Here is a 22,651-nt window from a genome sequence, read left to right as displayed (position 1 = left end):
ATACCTTTACATGCGGTTTTTAATATTTAAAAGGAATTTTATGTTGTACGCTTTTACTTCGGGCTTACGCCATTCAAAATAAAAAAAGAAGTCACACTAGAATACCGTCTTTTATATACATCTGTATATGAAGACGATCTTTTTATTTTTCGAGATATTCCATGCTATTAATAAAATCACTGGAAAGTTTGACATTTTGTCAACGCTGCTCGTATATTAGAGAGTAACAGAAGAAAACATTTGAATGATAGAAAGGTCTGGATAGTTAATGAATCATAGAATTGGAGATTTCATCAAAGAGAAATTAGAGGAAAAACAAATTTCAATGCGGGCATTAAGTAAAAAACAAATATTAATATATCTATTGTATCACGCATTATTAACCACAAACGCAAGCTGACAAATCAGCATTTAATGGAAATCTCAACTTTGGATATACCTTTTGAAGAATTGCTTCAGAAAAATGGGCTTCCGGTAAAACAAAGGAGAAAAGTACAAATGATGCACAGGATTATACTGCAATGATTAAATACTTTTTAAAGCATTCAGGTGATCAATACGATTCTTTTTCTATGAAAAAATAGATGAGAAATTATATGAATATGAGCAGGATGCTGAAACAGAAAAAAGACAGCGCCTTATAATTGAAAATTTCCAAAAAAAGAAGGAAAACGCGGGGAATCAAGGAGCATACATACAGCAGCTTACATCCTTTTTTCATCGATTTTGTCATAAAAAGGGGACACTTAAGGAATTGATTTTAATGGGAGCAGTACTAATTTATTTTATCAGTACTGCAGATGTTGTCCCAGACTATCTTTTTCCAGTTGAATATTTAGATGATGCTATAGCAGTTCAGGTGGTAAGGAATTTACTTTCTAATAAATACTAGTAATGAGGTTTTTGATATGCAGCAAAAGAAATATAATTTAGATTACAGTATTATAATAATTTTATTTTTATTATTTTTAATTAGTTTAATTGCCATATATAGTGGTTCAGGACAATATGCGCAATCACAGCCTTTTTATTTTGTGATCCGTCAGGCTGTTTGGTATGTTTTTGGTATTCTGATCATGCTGGCAGTTATTTTCTTTGATTATGAGCTTTTGAAGCACCAGGCATTTAGGTTATATGCCATTGGCACTTTTCTTTTGATTTGTGTTCATTTTTTTGGTGTCTTTCGGAATGGCTCACAGCGCTGGTTAAATCTGGGCTTTTTTGAAGTGCAGCCATCTGAGTTTATCAAAATATTTCTTATCATTTATTTGGCAGTCCTTCTGGAACGTCATGGTAATCGAAAGCTGTCTTTAAAAATGAGTATCCAATTAACAGCGAAAATAATGGCAATAACCCTTATTCCATTTGTTTTTATTTTTCTTCAGCCGGACTTAGGTTCAGCCCTGACTATATTTGCCATTGCGTTTACAATGATTATTGTTTCCAGTATTTCGATAAAAGTTATTTTACCGATACTTTTTTCAATGGCTGCTTCAGTAGCAGGTTTAATTTTTATATATGCTTATTATTTCGATGCTTTCTCCCGTTTGTTTCAATCACATCAAATGGAAAGGATTTATGGCTGGTTAAATCCGTCAGAGTATGCATCTGACTATGGATACCAGCTTCAGCAGGCAATCATGGGGATTGGTTCAGGTCAATTAAGCGGTGCAGGGTTTAACCAGGGGTTGCAAATTCAAAATGGAAAAGTTCCAGAAGCACATACAGACTTTATTTTTACAGTAATTGGAGAGGAATATGGTTTTATTGGCGCAAGTATTCTGATTCTGCTGTATTTCCTGCTTCTCTATCGGATTACAAAGGTTGCTTATGAGACCAATAACTTATTTGGAGTATACCTTTGTGTTGGTGTCATTGGAATTCTTGCTTTTCAAGTTTTCCAAAATATTGCGATGACGATAGGGTTAATGCCAATTACCGGTATTACTTTACCATTTATAAGTTATGGGGGCAGCTCTTTAATAACAAACCTGATGATGGTTGGATTAGTAATTAGTGTACAAATCCGTTCTTCCAGGGATGATTTATTCCGTAAAAAAGCTATTAGTGATTAGGCAGAGGATAATTGCGAAAGAATGAAGGATAGAATTTAAAATTATAAAAAAACAGTAGAACTAAAACCTTCATAATCGCTATGAAGGTTTTTATTTATTATTGATTTCAAATGCAGTGCGAATTCCTGCTTCAATAGCTCCTTCCATCCAGCCATTGAAGCCAGAAACATGATCACCGGCGAAATATATTTTTCCCTCGGCTTTTTCCATGTCAGCTTCTGCTTTTGCTGCACCGAGGGTCGGGGTAAGTAAACTGAAACAGCCTGCAGAGTAGGGATTTAAACTCCAATTAAAATAAACGAGCTTTTTAAATGCCTGGTAAACAATAGTGCCGTATATTTTAGCTAAATCCTTCATGACATATTCATATATGGATTTTGGAGGAGCACTTGTCCAGAGAAGAGCTCTTTCCCCCCAGGTATAGCTGACAGTCATCACGTTTATATCTTTTTGGCTGGGAATATAAGCAAAGGATATAGGTAAATCAGTGATGGCATTTCCGAAAGAATATTCTTCCCAAAAACGGAAGTGAAATTCAATACCAATTTTTAAAGAAGGAATATGATTTAATCTGCGAATCAACTGCCATTTTTGAAATGGGATAGAGTGCTTGGGGTAGATATCTATAAATTGGAGCAGGGGAAAAGGAATTGCGGAAATAACGAAATCTCCGCGGAAACTGGATTTTTGATTCGTATGAATTTCAACATAGGATGCAGGCGACTGATCGATAGCAACCACCTTATGATGTAAATAGGTATCTTCCTTTACCTGGTGATAGATAGATAATGGTAATAAATCATTTCCATTAGTTATTGCCGAAAAAGATACATCCTTTTGTGTTAAAGGCTCAAAAATATCCGTTAATATATCTACAAAACTGCCTTGTGAAAAACCTTCAATGCCTAACATAATGCTGATTAGAAAAACAGCATTTTTAGAAAGCGAAGGACCGATGGGATTATGAAGCAAAAATTCCTCAATAGAATAATTTTTATAGGCTTCCTCTAATTCTTTTTTTCCGGCGCTATCTGCTTGCTGATATTGTGTAAGGAATGGATGAATTGCTTCTTCGAATAAAGCAGAAGCGGTTTTACCTTTTTCTGATGGTGGAAGAGGAATCTGTAATATATCTGGATTTTTCTCATATATTTGACGTGTTGTCCGAACATGGTTGATGAAAATAATATCTTCTGGAGTTTCATTTATAAAGGGGTGTGTATGCAGCGAGAATTTATGTAAATAAGCGTGTACCAAATAATGATAATCTGGAATGCGCATGGCACCGGCATTAAGATAATTTTCATCACTGAAGGTTTTTCTGATGGTTAGAATTCTGCCGCCAATCCGTTCATTTGCTTCCAGGATGATGATATCATGTCCTGCTGCTTTTAACAGGCTTCCTGCAATCAGCCCTGCCAGTCCAGCTCCAATAATGATAATTCTTTTTGACTTACCGGTAACTTTTAAACCATCTGAGATAATTTCTAAGTAATTAGATGGGTATTTAAGCATCTCTTTATTTCTATCCATGAAGGATGCACCTCTTCTTATTAATTTAGCACATTAAATTCCCCGTCGAAATGAACTCTATGATAAAATAGCGATACAGGTCAAACAAATGATGATGTAAGAACATATTATGTGATAAATATAATAATTATGTTATTAGAGTCAACAAGGAGAGGATTTAAATGAAGAAAAAAGTTGGTATTGTATTTGGAGGGAAATCATCAGAGCACGAAGTTTCTTTGCAATCAGCCCAAAATATTGTGGATGCTATCAATCTAGATAAGTATGAAGTATATTTGCTGGGGATTGATAAACAGGGAAACTGGCATGTAAATGACCGGTCCCGCTATTTAATAAACGAAGAGGATCCAAGCTTAATCGCATTAAATAAAACAGGGAAGGGAATAGCTATTGTTCCTGGAGCAGAGGAGAACCAAATTATCCAGACTGGCTCTGATATAAGCATGGATCAATTAGACGTTATCTTTCCTATTGTACATGGAACACTCGGAGAGGATGGAAGCCTGCAGGGAATGCTGAGAATGGCAAATATTCCATTTGTCGGTTCCGGAGTACTCGGCTCAGCTATCAGTATGGATAAAGATATTGCCAAACGTCTGCTTCAGGATGCAGGTTTAAATGTGGCCTCCGGTTACAGCTTCCGTAAAGCGAAGCAGGACCAAATAGTCTATCAGGATATTGTGGCGAAATTAGGGACACCATTATTTATCAAGCCGGCAAACCAGGGCTCCTCTGTAGGTGTGCACAAAGTTGAAACAGAAGAAGAATTTAACCATGCTATCCAGGATGCTTTTATGTATGATCATAAAGTTTTAGTTGAGGAAGCTATCGAAGGGAGAGAGATTGAATGCTCGGTTTTAGGTAACGATCATCCAATTGCTTCTGTACCTGGAGAAATACTCCCGACTGTCGAGTTTTATTCATATGAAGCGAAATATATTGATGAGTCCGGGGCAAATCTGGAAATTCCGGCTTCATTAGAAAAAGACGTAGCAGAAAAAATTCAAGCTACTGCTATTCAAGCTTTTGAAGCTTTAAATTGTGAAGGGCTGGCCAGAGTAGATGTATTTTTAAAAGAAGATAATACTATTATTATTAATGAAATTAATACGTTACCAGGTTTCACGAAAATAAGTATGTACCCTAAACTCTGGGAAGAAAGCGGCATTTCCTACCGGGAACTGATTGAGAGATTAATTGAACTGGCAATCGAACGCCACCAGAGAGATCAGCAATTAAAGAGCTCTATTTAATTATGTCTTCAAGATTAAAAGTTATAAAAGGATGGTTGAATGTCTAGCGGCAAAACAGAAAAAAATAATGCTAAAGTCTACTTACAAAGTAATCTTCCTTCAGTGATGTTTCATTTTTTCTTGACCGTGTCTGCAATGTTGTTGGTACTCTTTACAAATCAGGTAAAAGGAATATTTTTTAGTATTATAATTATATATGCTTTATTTGGATTGTTTTTGAAAAATCAAGGGGCGCTATTAAAAAATATCCAATCTGTTTCATTGGTTTTCATTATTAATCTGATACTTTATATACTGCTTCCTGTGGTACTGCCTCAGGCGCTGATGTTTTATTCCCTGCCGTATATTTATTTGGGTTTTATAAATGAGCGATTAATATATTTAGCTGCTATATTCCCATCTACTTGTATGCTGATCGGGTTATACGTGAAAGCATTGATGACCAGTTTAAAAAAGTAATATGTCAATAACAGGAACATTATTTGGAACAAATGTGACAGATGGTTCTCCAAAGTAAATGAAAAAAAGAGGAGCTGTGATAAATAAAGGAACAGTTCTTCTTTCTAATTAATGCTTGGATTTCCTGTTAGCAGATGGATAAGAATGGGTATACTATGAATATAAGCAAATACGGAGGGAGGGGACGTACCATTTTCAATAAACGTATTCGCCATATACAACGCTATCGTGAAATACTGGTAGCTTTTTCCCGAAACGGTTTTGGTTATATTGTAAAAGAATTAGGGCTTCAAAAAGTTGTTTCTTTACCTGAGAGAGTGCTCAAAGGAAAAAAAGAAATACATAATAAAACAACAGGGGAGCGAATCAGATTTTTCCTGGAGGAGTTAGGACCAACTTTTGTCAAGCTGGGGCAAATCGCAAGTACGAGAAATGATTTGATTCCACCGGATATTATAAAAGAATTGGAAAAGCTGCAGGACCAGGTTGGAAAAATTCCTTATACTGATATACAAGAAATTGTAGAACGGGAATTAGGGGAGCCTATTCAGGAAATATTTAAGGATTTTGATAAAACCCCCTTAGCGGCTGCATCTATAGGACAAGTCCATCATGCGGCTCTGCAGACCGGGGAAGAAGTAGCTGTAAAAGTGCAGCGCCCAAATATTGAAAAGAAGATTCATACAGATTTAGAAATTTTAATGAATTTTGCAGCACTTGCAGAAACACGTTTAGAGTGGGCAAAGCAATATAAAATTACAGAAATCATTGAAGAGTTTAAGGCATCTATCCTGGCTGAATTAGATTATACGCTGGAAGGAAGAAATGCACATAAAATTGCAATGAATTTTAAAAATGATAAAGAAGGTGTCAAAGTCCCCGATGTTTATTGGGAGTATACGACAGAACGGGTTTTGACGATGGAATTTGTCAAAGGTATAAAATTGGATGAGAATGAACAGCTTCTCAGGGAAGGGTATCAGCCCAAAATTATTGCGGAAAAATTAATTCAAAACTTATTTGAACAGATTCTGATGGACGGTTTTTTTCATGCCGATCCGCACCCGGGAAATGTAATGGTTCTTCCGGGTCATCAATTATTATTTATGGATTTTGGAATGGTCGGACGGCTGACACCGATGATGAAGGATCATTTGACAGATATGATTATTGCGCTGGCACGTCAAAATACGCATGCAATTGTGAAGGCTATTTATAAAATGGGTGTTGTTCCTGACGATGTAGATGACGATATGATGCGTGCTGATATGGAAGAGCTGCGTGATAAATATTATGATATCCCATTTAGTCAGGTAAGCTTGGGAGAAGCAGTCAATGATTTGTTCCGTGTTGCTTCTAAACATCGAATCCGGATTCCTGCTGACCTTTCTTTAGTCGGAAAAACGCTCTTAACGCTTGAGGGTACAGTAGAAAGATTAGATCCAGATATCAGTATTGTTAAAATTGCGCAGCCTTTTGGTAAAAGATTAATAAAAGAAAAATATCGTCCGAAAAAAATAGCTGAGGAAGTTTATGAGCAGGTTGATGATTATAAAGATATTATTCTGGATTTACCGGAGCATATTAATGCGATTTATAAGCTGCTGCGTTCCGGGAAGTTTCCTTTAGAAATATCAGTTGCCAGAGTGGATATGATTCTTAAGAAGCTTGACAGAGTCAGTAACCGGCTATCCTTCAGTATTGTATTGTTATCTTTTAGTATTATAATGGTTGGTTTAATTATTGGCTCGGCAATTGCCGGAGAAGTGTCTTACTTCTGGAGCCTGCCAGTTATTGAAATCGGTTTTGTTGTTGCAGTACTGCTGTTTATATGGTTAATTTTTTCGATTTTCAGATCGGGAAGGTTTTAGGGAAGAGAAAAGCTTATGTCAAGCAGGAGGAATCTCCTTCAGACATAAGCTTTTTTGTTTTCAACTAATTTTATTAAAATACTTTATCGCCATTAAAGATGGAGTTTTTCACCACTACATAATCTACTGTACGGATAGAATCTAATTTCTTGCCGCCGGCATAAGAAATAGAAGATTGAAGATCCTGCTCCATTTCTGTCAAAGTATCCTGAAGTGCGCCTTTATGCTCTACATACATTTTCTTGCCTTCTACGTTTTTCTTTTCACCTTTTTGGAATTCAGAAGCAGATCCAAAGTATTCTTTTAATTTTTTACCGTCTTTTTCAATTGTCTCTCCTGGAGATTCTTCATGGCCTGCAAATAAAGAACCAATCATTACCATAGAAGCTCCAAAACGTACAGATTTTGCAATATCTCCATGCGTACGGATGCCGCCGTCTGCAATAATTGGCTTGGTTGCTGCTTTTGCACACCAGCGCAATGCTGCTAATTGCCAGCCGCCAGTTCCAAAACCGGTTTTGATTTTAGTAATACACACTTTACCAGGTCCGATACCAACCTTCGTAGCATCTGCTCCAGCATGCTCTAGCTCACGGACTGCTTCTGGTGTTCCGACATTTCCGGCAATTAAAAAGCTGTCTGGTAAATACTTCTTAATATGCTTGATCATCCGGATAACAGAATCAGAATGCCCGTGTGCAATATCAATTGTAATATATTCAGGTATAAGATTGTCATTAGCAAGCTCTTCAACAAATGCATACTCTTCATCTTTTACACCGACACTGATAGAAGCGTATAAATCCTGCTCTTGCATCGTTTTAATAAAATCAACACGCTTTTCCGGTTCAAAGCGGTGCATAATATAGAAATAATTATTTTCAGCTAAATAGGTTGCAATTTTTTCATCTATAATAGTCTGCATATTTGCAGGGACAACCGGTAACTTAAAGGACCTTCCACCAAACTCAATGGATGTATCACATTCTGAACGGCTATTTACAACACATTTTGCGGGAACTAACTGGATATCTTCATAATCAAAAACATTTTCCATGAAAAAACACTCCTAAACACGAATAAAATTTGTATTATATATTAAAAACATTCGCCTTTAGTAATTTAACCCAATAAGGATATTTTGTCAACGTTTTATGCTTGAGTATCGACAAAATAATTAGAAAATAAGAAACAGGAGTTTTACGAACGATTTTTTGTAATAAAACAACGTTTTTAATAAATAAGGGCAGACATGATATAATAAGGAACCAAAATCAAAGAATTGGATGAAAGAGGGAGGAAAAAATGTCTATATTTGCAAAGGATGCTTTGAAGGGAAGGCATGTATTAATTACAGGAGCAACTGGCGGAATAGGGATGGAAACTGCGGAAATCGTTGCGTGCATGGGTGCCAAAGTTACCATTACCGGACGGAATACAGAAAAGCTTGCAGAGCTCAGGCAAAAGCTTGAAACCATCATGGATGCCTCAGATATATTTGTTCAAAGAGCAGATATAACAAATAAGTCAGATAGAGAGCAATTAATCCGTGATGCGCAGGCGGCGTTAGGATTTATCTCTGATTTAGTGAATGCTGCCGGAGTTGCAGGGAATAAGACGGTAGATCAGCTCGAAGAAGAAGATATTAAAGCAATGCTCGATATTAACTATTTATCGGCTTTCAGTTTAACAAAAGAAATATACAAGGAAATGCAGGAGAAAAAGCAGGGGAATATTGTTAATATAGCTTCTTTGTCCGGTTTGCGCGGTACATTTGGAAACACAGCCTATGCTTCATCTAAATTTGCGATGATTGGCTGGACACAGTCCATGGCGCTGGAGGCGATTGCATTTAACATCCGTGTGAATGCTGTTTGTCCCGGCTTTGTTGATACAGAAATGGTGGAAGGGTTATTTGAGAATAAAGCAAAAAATACAAATCAATCTTACGTACAAGTAAGAAAATCAGCGGAAGAATCTTTACCCTCAAAAAGAATTACGACTGCCGATGAGGTTGGCAGCACAATAGCTTTTCTGCTGACTGATGCAGCACAGAATATTGTAGGAGAATCTGTGAAAATATCAGGTGGAGCGGTAATGAGATAATATTGAAAAAGACTAACAGATTATATTTTCCGTTAGTCTTTTTCCCTTTATTTAAGCAGGAAGGCGGCTTTGTTACCTTTGGAAATATCTTTCGCGTCTGTATTTCTCATTGGTCCAGCTACAATCTCCATACTTTTATCCTTCCAAATTTTTTCATACATTTCTTTGTCTAATAAGAAGGTTTGCAGCAGCTCGCCTTCTTCACCAGGTGCAACAGTATCACTATTGTCGTAAGAGAGCAGCATACCCTCGTTGAAAAGATATTGTGATCCATCGTTTACGGTGAGTTTTGAAGATATATCTCCCAGACCAATTTCCTCGTCACTTTGGTTGTCAATCTCAAATCTGATTGTAGCTATTGCTACGTTATCAGGATCTGTATAGCGGGGCGCTTCATCAGCATTCGGAGTAAAATCAACAACTTGATAACCGTCTAATGTAATTGCCACATCTGCCAGTTTTTCACTTTCTCCAATATCGTCTTCCTGCTCTATCATTTCTTTATCGCCCATATTTTCAGCACTGATTCTGTCTTGATAAAAGCCTTGACTTTCAGTTTCAGCACTTTTTCAACATTATCAGCATCTAAAGGCAAAGTGAACTCGGTACCAGAACCAATTGTAGAAGAATATTCATTATACTCTGTAGTTGGGGCAGGGGCATCTACAATAACATTGCCCTCTGCTAATATTTCTTCCAGTTCATCTTGTCCAAAAGGGTAAGCATAATAGCCGGTCACTTTGTCTTCTGCTTCAACTAAGTATTCGTTATCAGGTGCTAATATAGTTGGTAATTGTTCCTCTAAAGGAATAAGGTCCCGATAATTATTGTGATGTTTTGTTGCTCCAACATAATCTATGTTTAGGGTAGGCATATAATGTAAATCCTGATCTGAATCATTCTTAACAGTATATTGTACCAGGATAACGCCGCCATCTGTCTGATCCCCGAAAGGAATACTGAAATTAGTATAGAAATCCTCTAATTCTACCAATGGGTAAGCGTCCAGCGTTAATGATAACCCTTCCCTCTCATGAGACTGAGATTCATTGTTTTCAAAAAGAAGTGTAGCAGTACCTTCTGTTTCTTCTTCCATTGCAGTAATTAGTACATCAAATTCTGCGTTAGAAGAGCCTGTTTGTGGCTTTTCTTCTTCATCAGTTTCAGTTCCGCAAGCAGTTAAAACGATTGCGAATATAGCTGCCAGAAGAACGTAAGCGTTCTTTTTGACATCTAATATCTCCATTTTTGTAATATGTATAATAGTAACATAATTTGGTATGGAAAAAAGTAATAATTTATAAATAATTTTCTTTTTTGAAGAAAATTTCCTAATTTATTCGATATTTATTCGATTATTTGGAAATAAAAGATGCATTTTGAAGGAGAGACATAAAAAATGGAGTAACTGACTTTATACACCAGGAAGAAATTCCAGTTTTACAATGAGAAAATCGGAAAGAGCTCTATATCGAAAAGAAGCGCTGAATAAAGTTTCGTTTATAGATGAGCATTAAAAATAAGCTGCTGCGAAAGGGGAAGATCGGTCAGAAACCTCCCGCAGTGCTTGAAATATTTTATTGGAGCTGAGTCATCCCTTTAAAAACCAATTGACTTTACCCTGTCTATTCTTTTCTATACATCATATCCCCGTTAATAATTGTCATTTCAATATTGGTATCTAGTAACTCATCAGCATCCTTTAATTGAAATGGGTCGGCAGAATAGACTGTCATATCTGCAAGCTTGCCACGGGAGATTGTTCCCTTTATTTTTTCTTCATTGGTTGTGCAGGCTGCATATTTAGTAAATAAATAAAAAGCCTCCTGCATACTTAGCTTTTGCTCAGGATACCAGCCGTTATGAGCTTCCCCTGGAGCTTTTCTTGTAATAGCGGCATGAATTCCAAGTAAAGGATTAATTGGTTCAACAGGTGCATCTGATCCACCTCCGCAAATAACACCATTGTCCAGCAAGGTTTTCCAGGCATAGGCATAAGGCATTCGGTCTTTCCCGAGGCGATCCCTTACCCAAGGATAATCACTGGCAAGGAAGCGGGGCTGAATATCAACGATACGGTCAGGAGTGGCAAGACGCTTTACTAAATCAGGATTGATAACCTGCGCATGTATCAGCCGATCTCTATATGCAGCAGCTGGAAATTGATCCAGGATGTCAAGCACATTTTCTAATGCCTGATCACCAATCGTATGAACGGCAACAGGCATCGCTAGCTCTCTTGCACGTTTTACAATATTATAAAGGGTGTCCTGGGAAAGCATGGCCTCACCAAATTGTCCAGGGTGATCAGAATAAGCCTCTTTTAATAATGCAGTTCTTCTGCCAAACGCACCATCTGCAAATATTTTAATTGCCCCAATTTGCAGTGTATTATTCCCATAGCCGGCATACATACCTTCTTTATGAAGATCCTCCAGGTAATCATAATCAATTAAAAGATTTGTCCGCAGCCCCATACCTTCCTGATTTAATAATTCCTGGTAGAGGCGATAGGTTTGCTGCAAACCTCCTAAATAAGCCGGATCATTGGAGTGAACACTTGTAACACCATATTGAATAACAGTCGAAATGGTTTTTCGAAGTGCTTTTTTCCACGTGTCATAAGATTTATCAGGAATTTTTGCTTTAAATAATGTGGCGGCCGATTCCAGAATTAATCCGTTAGGTTCCCCATCTGCATCCGTCACAATTTCACCGCTCTCTGGGACAGAGAGATTGCTGGAATAATTAATCTGCTCAAGGGCTTTGGAATTAACCACTGCAGCATGTTCACATATTCTTGTAAGAAAAAGCGGGTGATGCGGGGCCACAGCATCAAGCTCCTGTTTTGTCGGCAGACCGCCATCTGTAAATAAATTTTCGTCCCAGCCGGCACCAAGCAGCCACTCGCCTTTTTCCAGGGTGCCAGCATGCTGTTTAATTTTATTTAAGAATTCTTTTTTCTGGGTGACCCCGGTCACATCTAAATCAATAAATTTCATTGCCTGCATAGAGAGGTGGAGGTGGGTATCAGTTAATCCCGGAGTAACTGTTTTTCCCTCAAGATCAATAATTGTATTGGTTTTTGTACTCCAAAAAGCAAGTATTTGAGTACTTGACCCCATATCAATAAAGCGCCCATCTTTGACAGCAACAGCTTCAACAATTGGCTGAGATGATTGAAATGTATATATAACACCATTAATATATATCGTTATCATCGAGATTCTCCTTGTCTAAATTATCATATCGTAATCTTTATTTAACACCTTTTCTAAATGAAAAAGCATATAGAAATGCAGCCATCAATCAAGTTTACAGGATTATTTCCAATCCTTTGCAAAAGAGTAATAAGATAAACTGTACTGTTATTTATCTTACCAAAATTGTTTCATTTTGACAGCAGGGAGATTGACACTTTCAGAAATTTTATTATATACTGTATTCAACAAAGTTGAATATAATGAAACTAAATTGAATTGTAAATAAACTCAATAAGAGCAGTTGTTGTAATTTTAATTTAACTATTTTCTTGTTAATTTGTGCAGCATCTATGCTTTCTTAGTTTCATTAGAAAATAGGGCATTCCTCAGTTTTAGTTGTACTTGTGCAAATAACATTTGATTTCTATTTTCATAAATTAAAATGAAAACGGATACAATGGGAGGGATTTTGATGCGCGGCTTACCAAGTAATGTCTATTTGAAGGAAGTAGGGCCAAGAGACGGGCTGCAGAATGAAAAGCAGTGGATTTCTACAGATGATAAGGTTGCCTGGATTAATATGCTTTCAAAAACAGGTGTTTCGGAAATTGAGTATTCTTCCTTTGTTCATCCCAAAATGATTCCCGCATTAAAGGATGCAAGGGATGTAGGGAAGCGGATTATTCGTAAAAGTGGGGTAACATACTCTGCTTTAGTACCAAATATGAAAGGGTTAGAGTACGCTTTAGAGGCAGGTATCGATGGAGCATCCGTATTTATGTCGGCAAGCGAGACGCATAACAGGAAAAATATTAATAAAAGTATTTCTGAGACATACCCGGTACTGACAGAGGTCATTAAAGAAGCTAAAAATGCAGGCAAAATTGTAACAGGCTATGTTTCTACGGTCTTTGATTGTCCATACGAAGGGAGAATTGCCGTAGATGATGTACTAAGAGTATGCAGTCAATTGATTGATAGCGGGGTAGATTATCTTTCACTTGGAGATACAATTGGAACTGCTGTACCGACACAGGTGGAGAATCTGCTTGAAGGACTTTTTCCTTATTTTCCAAAGGATAAGCTGATTTTGCATTTCCATGATACAAGAGGGATGGCAATAGCCAATATTATGACTGCGCTTCATATGGGAATTACCCGGTTTGACAGTACTGTCGGAGGTTTAGGGGGCTGTCCTTATGCGCCGGGAGCTGCGGGTAATGTTGCCACAAATGATGTTTTATATTTATTGAATGGCCTTGGAGTTGAAACGGGGATTAATGAGAAACGCATTCAGGAAGCAAGTATTTATATTCAAAATAAGCTGGGAAAAACGTTACCAAGCAGATCTGTAGCTTATTTAAAAAATGCTTAACATAGCGAAAGACACTATAAAAGTCTTGTCAAGTAAGTATTGACAAGACTTTTATTATATTTTAGAAATTCATTTCTTTTAATTGCTGTATAAACACCTTTAATGCTTCCAAATCAGTTGATTCTATCCATGTGTTTAATGCAGGGACATCCCCCGCAATATATAATGATAAAACATGCTGCAATTCTTCTTGATAGTTATCCACATTCTTTGATTCCTCGTTCATATTATGCAAAATAATGCTCCAATCTGTATAAAAGGATGCTGCATATTGACTGGGGTATTGCATAGCCAAGTCAGCTACTTCTTCCATACTTTTCCTGTCGAGCAGTTCCAGCACAAACCAATTTTCCAGATTCGCATCATTCCAGTCACTGTCCGCAGCAGCATTTTGAAAGAAGGTACGTGCCTGTTCTATTTTCCCTTGAAATAAGAGCGCTGATGCATGGGAGGACGCTGCATAGCCATCCAATCCATTATTAGTCCAATTGGTGTACTGCTGGAACCAGTGATTATAATTATCCCAATCGCGCTGGTACAGATAATAATCTAGAATCTCCCAGACATATGCTGCATTTTCAGTCTGCTCAGCAAGCATAATATAGTAAGGAAGAGCAAGTTCTGTACGGTTTTCCCAGGTTCCATCACTTTCCAGCCCAATCATTGCTGTAATCATGTGTAAGCTGTGCAAATCGGAATCATCTTTTTTCACATTTGCTTTATATTCCTGTAAAGCTTCCTTCAGCTTTCCATCAAGAAGCAGTTCATCTGCATTTGTCAGTTTTCTGTTCTGCAAACGAATCATTGGAATGTTATTTATATTTTCCTCACTTAACCGATAACCCCCACTGGAGCTAATCAGCTGGCCTTGGCTGTCGTAAGCAGAAACTCCCCAAGAATAGGTTCCTTCCGGGTTAGAAAAACCGAGCAGGGAAGCAGGCTCAAAAAAGTTTTCCTTGGTATCCTGTTCATTTAAAATAAAATTAGTTGAAAGAGCGTATAAATCCTCCAGTTCAATGGTGGTTTTATGACTTGTTATTCTATTATCTAGTTTTACGCTATAGCTGGCTCCCTCTTTTTCTATAGTAAATTCCAGCAAATAATAACTTGCATCTTTCACGGGCTCCCATTCCAAATCGAAATGGTCTTCTTGAATCACTGTTTCGTTTACCGGCTGGACCAGATTAATAACTGGTTCTAAGGTGATATCATATACCTCATCTTTGCTTCCATCTATGGAAAGGATCTCACCAGCTTCGAATGGAATCATATAACCATCTACCATTTCCATACTGAGGCCGGCAGTAACTTCATAGTTTCCAGGTAAGACTTGGTCAAATGTGAATTCACCATTTTCATTTGTCTCTGTATGATTTTCTTCGTTCGAAAAGATGGAGTAATTAGCAAATGCTGTATCACGTAAAAATACACCTGCACCGGGTATCGGTGTTCCATCTACATAGGAGACTCTGCCCGTTACTTTTTTTAAAGGTTCATCTGTTAATAAAGCGTATTCGAGACGATTATTCAGTGCCTGCAGTTTCTCGTATAAAACAGAATCTGTAAGCGTAATATCTCCGTCGCTTTTTTCAATGTCCGTTAATATTTGTCCGACCACACTTGCTGCCAGCTCTATTTGACCCTGTTGAATTTGCATTTCCACTTCTGCTTTTGCTATTTGTATTTGTAAGTCCATATTCGAAGGGTCTGCATATTCCTTTAATTCCTTCAGCAGGTTTTCAGCTCCTAGAGAATCATGAAGCTGTACACTTGCTTCTAATGAAAAAAGCTGAAGCTCCTGTAATAAAAAAGGATCGCCGTTTTGCTCTAATCGTTTTAACCCTTGTGCATAGATTTCTTCAGATATTCCAGGCTCGCCATGTTGTTGATAATAAAAAGCAAGATTTTTTACAGCATAAGGATATTCTGAATGTAAAGGTCCGTTCTCTATATAGTCCTGCAGATAGGGAAGTTTTTCATCCCATGAAAATTTCGAATACATTCCGTCCGTTGAGGTATATCCGGATCCTGAGGGAGAAATGTTTATATCGTATAAACTGCTATCCGCAGGATCAACCATATATGTTTGAACAGCATCATATCTTTGTTGTTTTGTTATTTTTTTATCTAACACCTCGAGTAATTTTACATTGGCGTCAGGTTCACCATTTTCGATTTTTTGCTTTGCTATCCATAACTCTGCCTGTGGAAGAAGAAAAATCATACATGCCGGCAAAATAATAAGGAAAACAGCGAGCATCCAGGTGAGATGCTTTATTTTTAATTTAATTCTCATTTTCAATCTCCCTCTCAAATTGCTGCTGTAAATAAGTACTTCCACCAAACTCAATGAATAAAAGCTCATCATCCACCGGGGCTTTTCCGTTCAATCCAATGAAGGTGAAAACAGCTACCCCCGTAATAAATATAGTGCTGACAGGTATAACAGGAATTGAAATTTCCTTATTCCAAAAGCGGTGCCATTTTGACCTTTGTTCTTGTTCTTTCAACTTCTGTAAAACATTCTCCTGCTTTGTAAAATGTATGGAATGCAGCTCTGATTCCAGTTTTTTCTTTATTTGTTTTTTCTCAGTCATCCAATTCCACCTCCATTTCCGGTTGATGTTAATACACCTTTTAAAGAATTGCGCCCCCGCTTCAGTCTGGATTTAATCGTGCTCTCCTTTATTTTGGTAAGATGAGAGATTTCTGCAATTGCTAAGTCGTTATAATAATATAGAATAATGACTTCACGGTATTTATAAGGAAGTTGTTGAATCGCATGAGCCAGCACTAAATTTCTTTCTGTACCTAAAATATTGTCCTCTGGTGTAGGATTGCTATCAATAGAGTTCTCAAGTTTATCATTACTTGAAGGAAATACATTTTTTAATGCTGCTTTACGCATGATGCTGCGGCAATGATTTAATAAAATGGTTGTTAACCAGGCTTTTAGCCGATCCGGATTTTCCAGCTGATGTATTTTTTGAAAAGCATTTAGAAAAGTATCCTGGACAATCTCTTGAGAGAGCTGATAATCCTTTAAAAGAAGAAAAGCGGTGCGGGTTAAATACTCGCCATACAGCTGCATGGTTTCTATGTAAGCTTCTTCATTCTGTTGCCTGATACGTTCTGCGAGTTCCAATAAATTATCACTCCTTTCACTATATAGATGCGTTTTTCTATGAACAGGTTGCATAAAACCGAAAATTTTTAAATTTCTTTTCTATATACATGACGCTGAGTAATTATACTATAAAAAAGAAAAACTAAAATAATTTTCTCAAAGACTATTATTTTAAAATAGCGCCAGAGTGTAGATTGACTACATTGGTTTGTCTGGCTTATGATTAAATATACTATAGAGAATATGAATTCAGTTTAGCAGGAAGGAATGAGCAGTATCGAATTACATAAAATCGGCGAAAAAATTAAGTATGCAAGACGTCGGGAGAATAAAACACAACAGGAAATTGCAGATGCTTCCAAAATTTCTAAGAGCCTCCTCTCGAAAATAGAGAATGGCCAGACAGCTTCAGCAATAGCTACCTTATCACGGATTTGTGATAGTCTACATATACAGCTGTCATGGGTATTGGATGATAAAGAGGAACAGGATATTGTTATTCAGAAGAAAAGGAACCGGCCACAAAAAGTAGGGGACGAAAGCATGGGTTATTCTTATGAAATACTGGCCAATCGCTCGCAATATAGCGGGATTGAACCGACTATTGTACATGTTACACCTAAATCTCAGAATCTGCGTGATGAAAAAACGTATACACATTCACAGGATGAATTTATTTATATATTAGAAGGGGAAATTGAATTATTATACGATGGAAAAAAACAGCTGCTTCAAACAGGGGACAGTGCTTATTTTGCAGGATCTAAGCCGCATTTATTTCTCCCTGTGGATGACCAGGAAGCAAAGGTGCTGACATGTTTTATTGACCGGGTTTGAGGGGGAATAATGAAATAAATTTATTTCACATAGACATTTGATGTGGGGGGCTAAAAAATGAATCCATCTGAATGTCCTTTTTGTTATCCGCATCTAGAGAAGAATCAGCAGATTATATTGGAAAATAAACAAGCAATGTTTTTACAGTTGGACGAAGCAAGGCAGCCAGGTACTGCACTTGAAGGAGCGGGTGTGATTGTAACTAGGGCACATCGGGTTTATCCATTTGACTTAACAGATGAAGAATGGCTGGCAGTAAAAGACCTTTTACAGAGGGCTAAATGTTTAATTGATGAAAAACATACACCTTCTGGTTATAACATTGGCTGGAATAGTGGTGCAACAGCCGGACAGCATATTATGCATGCACATTTACATATATTGCCGCGGTATGAAGACGAACAAATGAAAGGGAAGGGGATAAGGTATTTATTTAAACATGAATCAAACAGCCGTGCTGGAAACGATTAATCAACTATAAAACAAAAAATGACTTTCTCCTATGTTTAAGAGGAAGTCATTTTTTGTTTTATAGCTTTACAGAATAGATTTTTTAGAAATAGTTTCTATTTGGATATATCATCTGTATTTTCTTTATCTGTTTTCGCTGCAGCTGCTTCAGAAGTTGCTGTTGCAACAGGTGTTTGATGGGTTTCAGGATTGCTTCTTCCTTTTGATGCACCTGCCAGTAACTCTTTAATATCAATTCCGGAAGTTTCCTTCAGGTTTTCCTGCAATGTACTAATTAGATTGGTTGCATAGCTGGAGACTTTGTTTGCTCCGCCATTTGGACCGTTACTTCCAGTATCGACAACAGTAATCTTATCAATATTAGATAGAGGGCTGGCAACTTGTTTAGCATAATCAGGAAGCATTTTGATAACCATATCAAGGATTGCTGCTTCACCGTATTTTTCAAAGGCTTGCGCAACTTTTTCTTTTGCTTCAGCCTCCGCCAGACCTTTCAAGCGGATAACTTCTGCTTCAGATTCCCCTTGTGCACGTTCTGCATCGGCTTTTGCAAGACCATCCACACGGATTTTCTCAGCTTCCGCCCGGGCAGCTGTTTCAATACGGTATTGGTTTGCATCTGCAGTAGCCATTTCTCTGGCTTTTTCTGCAATGGCTGATTGCTCAACTGCATATCTGTCTGCATCTGCTTTTTTCTTAACCTCTGAGTCATATTGTTTTTCACGACGCAGAATTTCTTTTTCTTCCAATTCAATTTGCTTTTGACGCTCGATAATTTTGATTTGCATTTCCTGTTCTGTAACTTCCTGTTTAGAACGGGCTGTTTCAAAATCATAAGCTTGGTCAGCACGTGCTTTTGCAGTATCCTGCTCACGGCGGTATTCGGAAGTTTTTAATTGATTTTCTTTTTCTGACTCGGCAATTTCAGTTGCTCGCTGTAATTCTGCACGTTTAGCATCTTTTGCAGCTTCCGCACGTTTAATACGTGTTTCTTTTTCTGCTTCAGCTGTCGCAATATCTGCATCACGCTTTACTTGCGCAATACGAGGCTTACCAAGAGATTCTAAGTATCCATTTGTATCTCTTACATCTTTAATGGTGAAAGATACAATAACTAATCCCATTTTTGCCAGGTCGTGAGAGGCAACACGCTGTACTTCCTGAGAGAACTTATCGCGGTTTTTATAAATTTCCTCAACAGTCATGGAGCCGAGGATAGAACGAAGATGTCCTTCCAACACTTCTTTCGCTTCCATTTCCCGGTCTTGCTTGGATTTTCCAAGGAATTGTTCTGCTGCTGTAGCAATTTCACTGATAGATCCACCTATTTTTATAATTGCTGTACCATCTGCTAAAACAGGAACACCTTGCTCTGTGTAAACTTCTGGAGTAGTTACCTCTAATTTACTGGATAATAGACTTAGAGGTTCGGCCTGTTGAAAAACAGGAACGACAAATGTTCCGCCACCGCGAATAATTTTAATTTTATTTCCGGCTTCATCAACGTGAACATTCTTTCCTCCAAGATAACTTCCTGTAACAATGAGCGCTTCATCAGGTCCTGCTGTACGATACTTTGTTACAAATAGTCCAAGTAAAGCTAACAGAAGCGCTGCTGCTACAATAATGACAATCCAAAGTTCTGACATTTTTTTCCTCCTCTATGTTTTATTTTTCAGCCTGCTATCACCTGTTTTCTAATTGATGAGAACAAGCTGATTTCATCCACTAGCATTCCTTCCAATGAATAAGGAATGAAGTTTCATTATATGTGAAAAGCTAATATATATTAGCTAATCCAACGATTCATAAGGGCTGACATAGAAAACACCATCTTTTATTTCGATAATTAAAACACGTTCTCCCTGAGGGAGTGCTTCATTGTCATAACTTACAGCCGGTTTAGAAATAACCCCGCTTTTCCATTGCACCATTACTTCCCCGTAACCATCTATTGGAATAGATACAATCACTGTTCCCACACTTCCCATTAAGGCTTCCTCAGAATAGCCCCAGGATTGCTCAGCGGACCGGATTGGAACAAGCACAAATATGTGCAGGAGGGTTACAAAGATAATACTTAATATAGAAGAAATAATGAGAATAACAAGACTTTCCCAGTTCATAAACCATTCAAGAACATATCCGATGGCGGATAAAAAAATGGAAAAAGAAAGAACAATTACAGGATGTAAGAAAGGAACTGATTCAAAAATACCATCCAATAAATCTCCAAACAACAGGACAACTACGGTTAAAATTGCTGCTATAATAAGCATCCATAGGTATAAATCCTGTATAGCATAACCAAATAACGTCATTATGTAACCTCCCTTGCTCTTTATCTTAGTTATATGTACGTTTTAAATCTTCGTTTGGTTTCAAATTTTTGTTTCTTATCGGGAGACAGGTTCTATTTTATCATAGATAAACGTGAAAAATTTCCTGTGAAGGAAGTTTCATCTTATGTATATTATTATAATAAAACAGAGGCCTTTTTAAAAAAAGGGCCTCTTTCACCATTTATGTTAATTATTTAAAAGAACTAATCTATTCATCAGCTCATCTAATTCTTGGCTGCAGTTAACGGTTTCTTGGGCTGCCAGACCATTCTTCTGGGCCTGTTGCAGCATTTCACTCCTCTTTTTAACAATGGAAAGTACAATGGCTTCCCTTTTGTACTTATCAAGTTTTTCTTCAGAATTCATAGCTCATACTCTGCACCTTTCTTAGTAATATTTGGCTGCGATCAATAACGTGAATAAAAGTTCTGTTATCAAAGTACCAAAAGAATTATCGCAAATAGTGAAATAAAATGGAATGCTTTCGACAAAACTAGTAATTAGTTTATTTCTTTCGACAAATTTAATAAGGTTAGTCTGACAGATTGTATTTTTTAATCTTTTGGTACAAAGTAACACGAGAGATGCCCAGCTGTTTAGCTGCTTTGGACTTATTCCCATTACATATTTCCAGAGCCTGCTCAATGGATGTTTTCTCCATATTCTCTTTTTCCAGAGGCAGAGACTCTGTACGGGCTAAAGGAGGGGTTGAAAACGAAACAGGAAGGAAACCTAACACATCTTGGCTTGTTAAGGTTGTTCCTTCATGCAGGATAATGATCCGCTCCATCAAATTTCTAATTTCTCTTATATTCCCCGGCCATTGATATTGGCGCAATACTTCCATTGTTTCTGCAGGAAGCTTAGGGACAGAAGCTTGGTATTTAAGAGCAAACTGCTTTAAAAAAGTTTCCGCAAGTAACTCGATATCTTTTTTTCTATCACGCAAAGGGGGCATGGTTAATTGAATCACATTCAATCGATAAAATAAATCCGATCTGAATTTATTTTCCTGCATTAATTTTTCTAAATCCTGATTTGTTGCGGCTATAAAACGAACATCAATTTGTTTTCCGCGGGAATCACCAATACGATAAATACGATTTTCCTGCAGAACTCGTAAAAGCTTTACCTGCATGTCTAAGGGTAACTCTCCAACTTCATCTAAAAAAATAGTCCCGCCATCAGCCATTTCAATTTTTCCGGCCTTTCCACCTTTTTCTGCACCTGTAAAGGAGCCGCTCTCGTACCCAAATAATTCACTCTCAAACAATGCTTGAGGAATTGCGCCACAGTTGACCGGAATAAAAGGAGCATTTTTTCTGTTACTGGCATCATGAATAGCTCTCGCACATACTTCTTTTCCTGTACCGCTTTCTCCAAGGATTAATGTGGTTGCATCTGTATCAGCTGTTTTGCTGGCAAGTCGGATCATTTGATGAAGTGCTTGACTTTCTCCTACTAATTTTGCAAAGGGAGAACCGGAGGAGGAAGGACTCATTTTCTGCTTCAGCTCCTGCAGTTCCTGGGATGTGCTTTCTAAATTATCGTTCAGCTTCACAATATGTGTTACATCGCGTTCAATAGAAATAACACCAATTAATGTATTTTCCTGATTGAAGACAGGAGAAGTATTTACGACAACATGTTTATCTTTTCTTGGTCGATGATAGGCATTTTTTACTGGTTTCATGGTTCTTAAAACTTTCATTACCATCAGGTCATCATGTGAAAAAAAATCAGTAATAGACTGGTCGATAATTTGTTCTTTGGTAATTTGATAGGTTTGTTCTGCAGCATTATTCCAATAGATTACTTTTTTCTCTGTGTCGACAATAGTAATAGCATCATCTTCAGATTGTAATAATTCTTCAAAGAAAAAAACTTCATTCATATGCTCACCTCAAAGTGTAAAGTAATATGTAAACCGTCTATGCAGTATGTGTAAATATACTTTACACTATTGTAAATATAAAACATAGATGAAAGCAATATAAAT

At 37.3% G+C, this 22,651-nt stretch carries 20 protein-coding genes; 8 read left to right on the top strand and 12 right to left on the bottom strand.

The annotated features are described in order from the left end of the window. Nucleotides 1–763 precede the first annotated feature (763 nt). Together OSO01_RS23180 and rodA are read left to right on the top strand one after the other, a co-directional pair. Nucleotides 764–892 carry a DUF1232 domain-containing protein gene (locus OSO01_RS23180; RefSeq protein ID WP_156985443.1) on the top strand — a complete coding sequence of 43 codons (129 nt, stop codon included), beginning with the start codon at nucleotides 764–766 and terminating at the stop codon, nucleotides 890–892. 16 nt (nucleotides 893–908) lie between these two features. Then, a complete protein-coding gene (gene rodA, locus OSO01_RS01860) occupies nucleotides 909–2,075 on the top strand; it encodes a rod shape-determining protein RodA (protein ID WP_147208039.1) in 1,167 nt (388 codons plus the stop codon). Between the two features lie 90 nt (nucleotides 2,076–2,165). Here rodA and OSO01_RS01855 read toward each other — a convergent pair whose 3' ends face one another. Beyond that, a complete protein-coding gene (locus tag OSO01_RS01855) occupies nucleotides 2,166–3,608 on the bottom strand; it encodes a flavin monoamine oxidase family protein (RefSeq protein WP_147208037.1) in 1,443 nt (480 codons plus the stop codon). Nucleotides 3,609–3,769: 161 nt separating this feature from the next. Between OSO01_RS01855 and ddlA the strand changes: the two genes are divergently transcribed. Beyond that, nucleotides 3,770–4,861, top strand: a complete 1,092-nt coding sequence (gene ddlA / locus OSO01_RS01850; RefSeq protein WP_147208036.1) for a D-alanine--D-alanine ligase — start codon at nucleotides 3,770–3,772, stop codon at nucleotides 4,859–4,861. A gap of 614 nt (nucleotides 4,862–5,475) precedes the next feature. After that, nucleotides 5,476–7,191: an ABC1 kinase family protein gene (locus tag OSO01_RS01845; RefSeq protein WP_186813515.1), complete on the top strand. Its 1,716-nt coding sequence runs from the start codon at nucleotides 5,476–5,478 to the stop codon at nucleotides 7,189–7,191. Nucleotides 7,192–7,264: 73 nt separating this feature from the next. Here OSO01_RS01845 and guaC read toward each other — a convergent pair whose 3' ends face one another. Further along, nucleotides 7,265–8,248, bottom strand: coding sequence for a GMP reductase (gene guaC / locus OSO01_RS01840; RefSeq protein WP_147208034.1), 984 nt, complete (start codon nucleotides 8,246–8,248; stop codon nucleotides 7,265–7,267). Nucleotides 8,249–8,496: 248 nt separating this feature from the next. Here guaC and OSO01_RS01835 point away from each other — a divergent pair, with 248 nt between their 5' ends. Beyond that, nucleotides 8,497–9,297, top strand: coding sequence for an SDR family NAD(P)-dependent oxidoreductase (locus OSO01_RS01835; RefSeq protein WP_147208032.1), 801 nt, complete (start codon nucleotides 8,497–8,499; stop codon nucleotides 9,295–9,297). Between the two features lie 47 nt (nucleotides 9,298–9,344). Here the strand turns inward: OSO01_RS01835 and OSO01_RS23605 are convergent, their stop codons facing one another. The 3 genes from OSO01_RS23605 to OSO01_RS01825 all read right to left on the bottom strand — a co-directional run bounded on the left by OSO01_RS23605 (nucleotide 9,345) and on the right by OSO01_RS01825 (nucleotide 12,518). After that, a complete protein-coding gene (locus tag OSO01_RS23605) occupies nucleotides 9,345–9,809 on the bottom strand; it encodes a DUF5068 domain-containing protein (RefSeq protein ID WP_503826203.1) in 465 nt (154 codons plus the stop codon). After that, nucleotides 9,791–10,543, bottom strand: coding sequence for a DUF5068 domain-containing protein (locus OSO01_RS23600; RefSeq protein ID WP_246145002.1), 753 nt, complete (start codon nucleotides 10,541–10,543; stop codon nucleotides 9,791–9,793). Before OSO01_RS23600 ends, OSO01_RS23605 begins: the two co-directional genes overlap by 19 nt. A gap of 379 nt (nucleotides 10,544–10,922) precedes the next feature. Further along, nucleotides 10,923–12,518: an amidohydrolase gene (locus OSO01_RS01825; protein WP_147208030.1), complete on the bottom strand. Its 1,596-nt coding sequence runs from the start codon at nucleotides 12,516–12,518 to the stop codon at nucleotides 10,923–10,925. Between the two features lie 454 nt (nucleotides 12,519–12,972). On the opposite strand from OSO01_RS01825, the gene OSO01_RS01820 reads away from it, so the two are divergent. Continuing rightward, complete coding sequence (locus tag OSO01_RS01820) at nucleotides 12,973–13,875, top strand: hydroxymethylglutaryl-CoA lyase (RefSeq protein WP_147208028.1); 903 nt, start codon at nucleotides 12,973–12,975, stop codon at nucleotides 13,873–13,875. A 61-nt stretch (nucleotides 13,876–13,936) separates the two neighbouring features. On the opposite strand, the gene OSO01_RS01815 is transcribed toward OSO01_RS01820, so the two are convergent. The 3 genes from OSO01_RS01815 to OSO01_RS01805 are packed head-to-tail and all read right to left on the bottom strand — an operon-like array spanning nucleotide 13,937 to nucleotide 17,020. Further along, on the bottom strand, nucleotides 13,937–16,171 hold the full coding sequence (locus tag OSO01_RS01815; RefSeq protein WP_186813514.1) for a carboxypeptidase-like regulatory domain-containing protein: 2,235 nt from the start codon (nucleotides 16,169–16,171) through the stop codon (nucleotides 13,937–13,939). Beyond that, nucleotides 16,161–16,472 (bottom strand): hypothetical protein, encoded by a 312-nt coding sequence (locus OSO01_RS01810; protein ID WP_147208024.1) that lies wholly within the window; start codon nucleotides 16,470–16,472, stop codon nucleotides 16,161–16,163. Before OSO01_RS01810 ends, OSO01_RS01815 begins: the two co-directional genes overlap by 11 nt. After that, nucleotides 16,469–17,020, bottom strand: a complete 552-nt coding sequence (locus OSO01_RS01805; RefSeq protein WP_147208023.1) for an RNA polymerase sigma factor — start codon at nucleotides 17,018–17,020, stop codon at nucleotides 16,469–16,471. Before OSO01_RS01805 ends, OSO01_RS01810 begins: the two co-directional genes overlap by 4 nt. A 249-nt stretch (nucleotides 17,021–17,269) precedes the next feature. Here OSO01_RS01805 and OSO01_RS01800 point away from each other — a divergent pair, with 249 nt between their 5' ends. Then, nucleotides 17,270–17,839 (top strand): helix-turn-helix domain-containing protein, encoded by a 570-nt coding sequence (locus tag OSO01_RS01800; RefSeq protein ID WP_147208021.1) that lies wholly within the window; start codon nucleotides 17,270–17,272, stop codon nucleotides 17,837–17,839. Between the two features lie 57 nt (nucleotides 17,840–17,896). Then, entirely contained in the window at nucleotides 17,897–18,310 is a 414-nt protein-coding gene (locus tag OSO01_RS01795) for an HIT family protein (protein WP_147208019.1), read from the top strand. 95 nt (nucleotides 18,311–18,405) lie between these two features. Here OSO01_RS01795 and floT read toward each other — a convergent pair whose 3' ends face one another. The 4 genes from floT to OSO01_RS01775 all read right to left on the bottom strand — a co-directional run bounded on the left by floT (nucleotide 18,406) and on the right by OSO01_RS01775 (nucleotide 22,546). Then, the gene (gene floT / locus OSO01_RS01790; RefSeq protein ID WP_147208017.1) at nucleotides 18,406–19,959 is read right to left on the bottom strand and encodes a flotillin lipid rafts scaffold protein FloT; all 1,554 of its coding nucleotides are present in this window, start codon (nucleotides 19,957–19,959) and stop codon (nucleotides 18,406–18,408) included. A gap of 144 nt (nucleotides 19,960–20,103) precedes the next feature. Continuing rightward, a complete protein-coding gene (locus OSO01_RS01785) occupies nucleotides 20,104–20,631 on the bottom strand; it encodes an NfeD family membrane protein (RefSeq protein WP_147208015.1) in 528 nt (175 codons plus the stop codon). A gap of 207 nt (nucleotides 20,632–20,838) precedes the next feature. Beyond that, entirely contained in the window at nucleotides 20,839–21,018 is a 180-nt protein-coding gene (locus OSO01_RS01780; RefSeq protein WP_147208013.1) for an aspartyl-phosphate phosphatase Spo0E family protein, read from the bottom strand. Nucleotides 21,019–21,184: 166 nt separating this feature from the next. After that, entirely contained in the window at nucleotides 21,185–22,546 is a 1,362-nt protein-coding gene (locus OSO01_RS01775) for a sigma-54 interaction domain-containing protein (protein WP_147208011.1), read from the bottom strand. Nucleotides 22,547–22,651: the final 105 nt, after the last annotated feature.

The organism is Oceanobacillus sojae (assembly GCF_007991515.1).
GTDB lineage: Bacteria > Bacillota > Bacilli > Bacillales > Amphibacillaceae > Oceanobacillus > Oceanobacillus sojae.
Note: the sequence above shows the minus strand (reverse complement) of the source record. Positions and strands in the feature narration are given on the sequence as shown.

What these genes read in the sequence shown, in the direction of transcription:
- OSO01_RS01785 (WP_147208015.1), bottom strand. Translation starts at nt 20,631, where the DNA reads ATGACGTTATTTGGTTATGCTATACAGGATTTATACCTATGGATGCTT.
- ddlA (WP_147208036.1), top strand. Translation starts at nt 3,770, where the DNA reads ATGAAGAAAAAAGTTGGTATTGTATTTGGAGGGAAATCATCAGAGCAC.
- OSO01_RS23600 (WP_246145002.1), bottom strand. Translation starts at nt 10,543, where the DNA reads ATGGAGATATTAGATGTCAAAAAGAACGCTTACGTTCTTCTGGCAGCT.
- OSO01_RS01810 (WP_147208024.1), bottom strand. Translation starts at nt 16,472, where the DNA reads ATGACTGAGAAAAAACAAATAAAGAAAAAACTGGAATCAGAGCTGCAT.
- OSO01_RS23180 (WP_156985443.1), top strand. Translation starts at nt 764, where the DNA reads ATGGGAGCAGTACTAATTTATTTTATCAGTACTGCAGATGTTGTCCCA.
- OSO01_RS01820 (WP_147208028.1), top strand. Translation starts at nt 12,973, where the DNA reads ATGCGCGGCTTACCAAGTAATGTCTATTTGAAGGAAGTAGGGCCAAGA.
- rodA (WP_147208039.1), top strand. Translation starts at nt 909, where the DNA reads ATGCAGCAAAAGAAATATAATTTAGATTACAGTATTATAATAATTTTA.
- guaC (WP_147208034.1), bottom strand. Translation starts at nt 8,248, where the DNA reads ATGGAAAATGTTTTTGATTATGAAGATATCCAGTTAGTTCCCGCAAAA.
- OSO01_RS01795 (WP_147208019.1), top strand. Translation starts at nt 17,897, where the DNA reads ATGAATCCATCTGAATGTCCTTTTTGTTATCCGCATCTAGAGAAGAAT.
- OSO01_RS01855 (WP_147208037.1), bottom strand. Translation starts at nt 3,608, where the DNA reads ATGGATAGAAATAAAGAGATGCTTAAATACCCATCTAATTACTTAGAA.
- OSO01_RS01780 (WP_147208013.1), bottom strand. Translation starts at nt 21,018, where the DNA reads ATGAATTCTGAAGAAAAACTTGATAAGTACAAAAGGGAAGCCATTGTA.
- OSO01_RS01815 (WP_186813514.1), bottom strand. Translation starts at nt 16,171, where the DNA reads ATGAGAATTAAATTAAAAATAAAGCATCTCACCTGGATGCTCGCTGTT.
- OSO01_RS01775 (WP_147208011.1), bottom strand. Translation starts at nt 22,546, where the DNA reads ATGAATGAAGTTTTTTTCTTTGAAGAATTATTACAATCTGAAGATGAT.
- OSO01_RS01835 (WP_147208032.1), top strand. Translation starts at nt 8,497, where the DNA reads ATGTCTATATTTGCAAAGGATGCTTTGAAGGGAAGGCATGTATTAATT.
- OSO01_RS01825 (WP_147208030.1), bottom strand. Translation starts at nt 12,518, where the DNA reads ATGATAACGATATATATTAATGGTGTTATATATACATTTCAATCATCT.
- OSO01_RS01845 (WP_186813515.1), top strand. Translation starts at nt 5,476, where the DNA reads ATGAATATAAGCAAATACGGAGGGAGGGGACGTACCATTTTCAATAAA.
- OSO01_RS23605 (WP_503826203.1), bottom strand. Translation starts at nt 9,809, where the DNA reads ATGGGCGATAAAGAAATGATAGAGCAGGAAGACGATATTGGAGAAAGT.
- floT (WP_147208017.1), bottom strand. Translation starts at nt 19,959, where the DNA reads ATGTCAGAACTTTGGATTGTCATTATTGTAGCAGCAGCGCTTCTGTTA.
- OSO01_RS01800 (WP_147208021.1), top strand. Translation starts at nt 17,270, where the DNA reads ATGAGCAGTATCGAATTACATAAAATCGGCGAAAAAATTAAGTATGCA.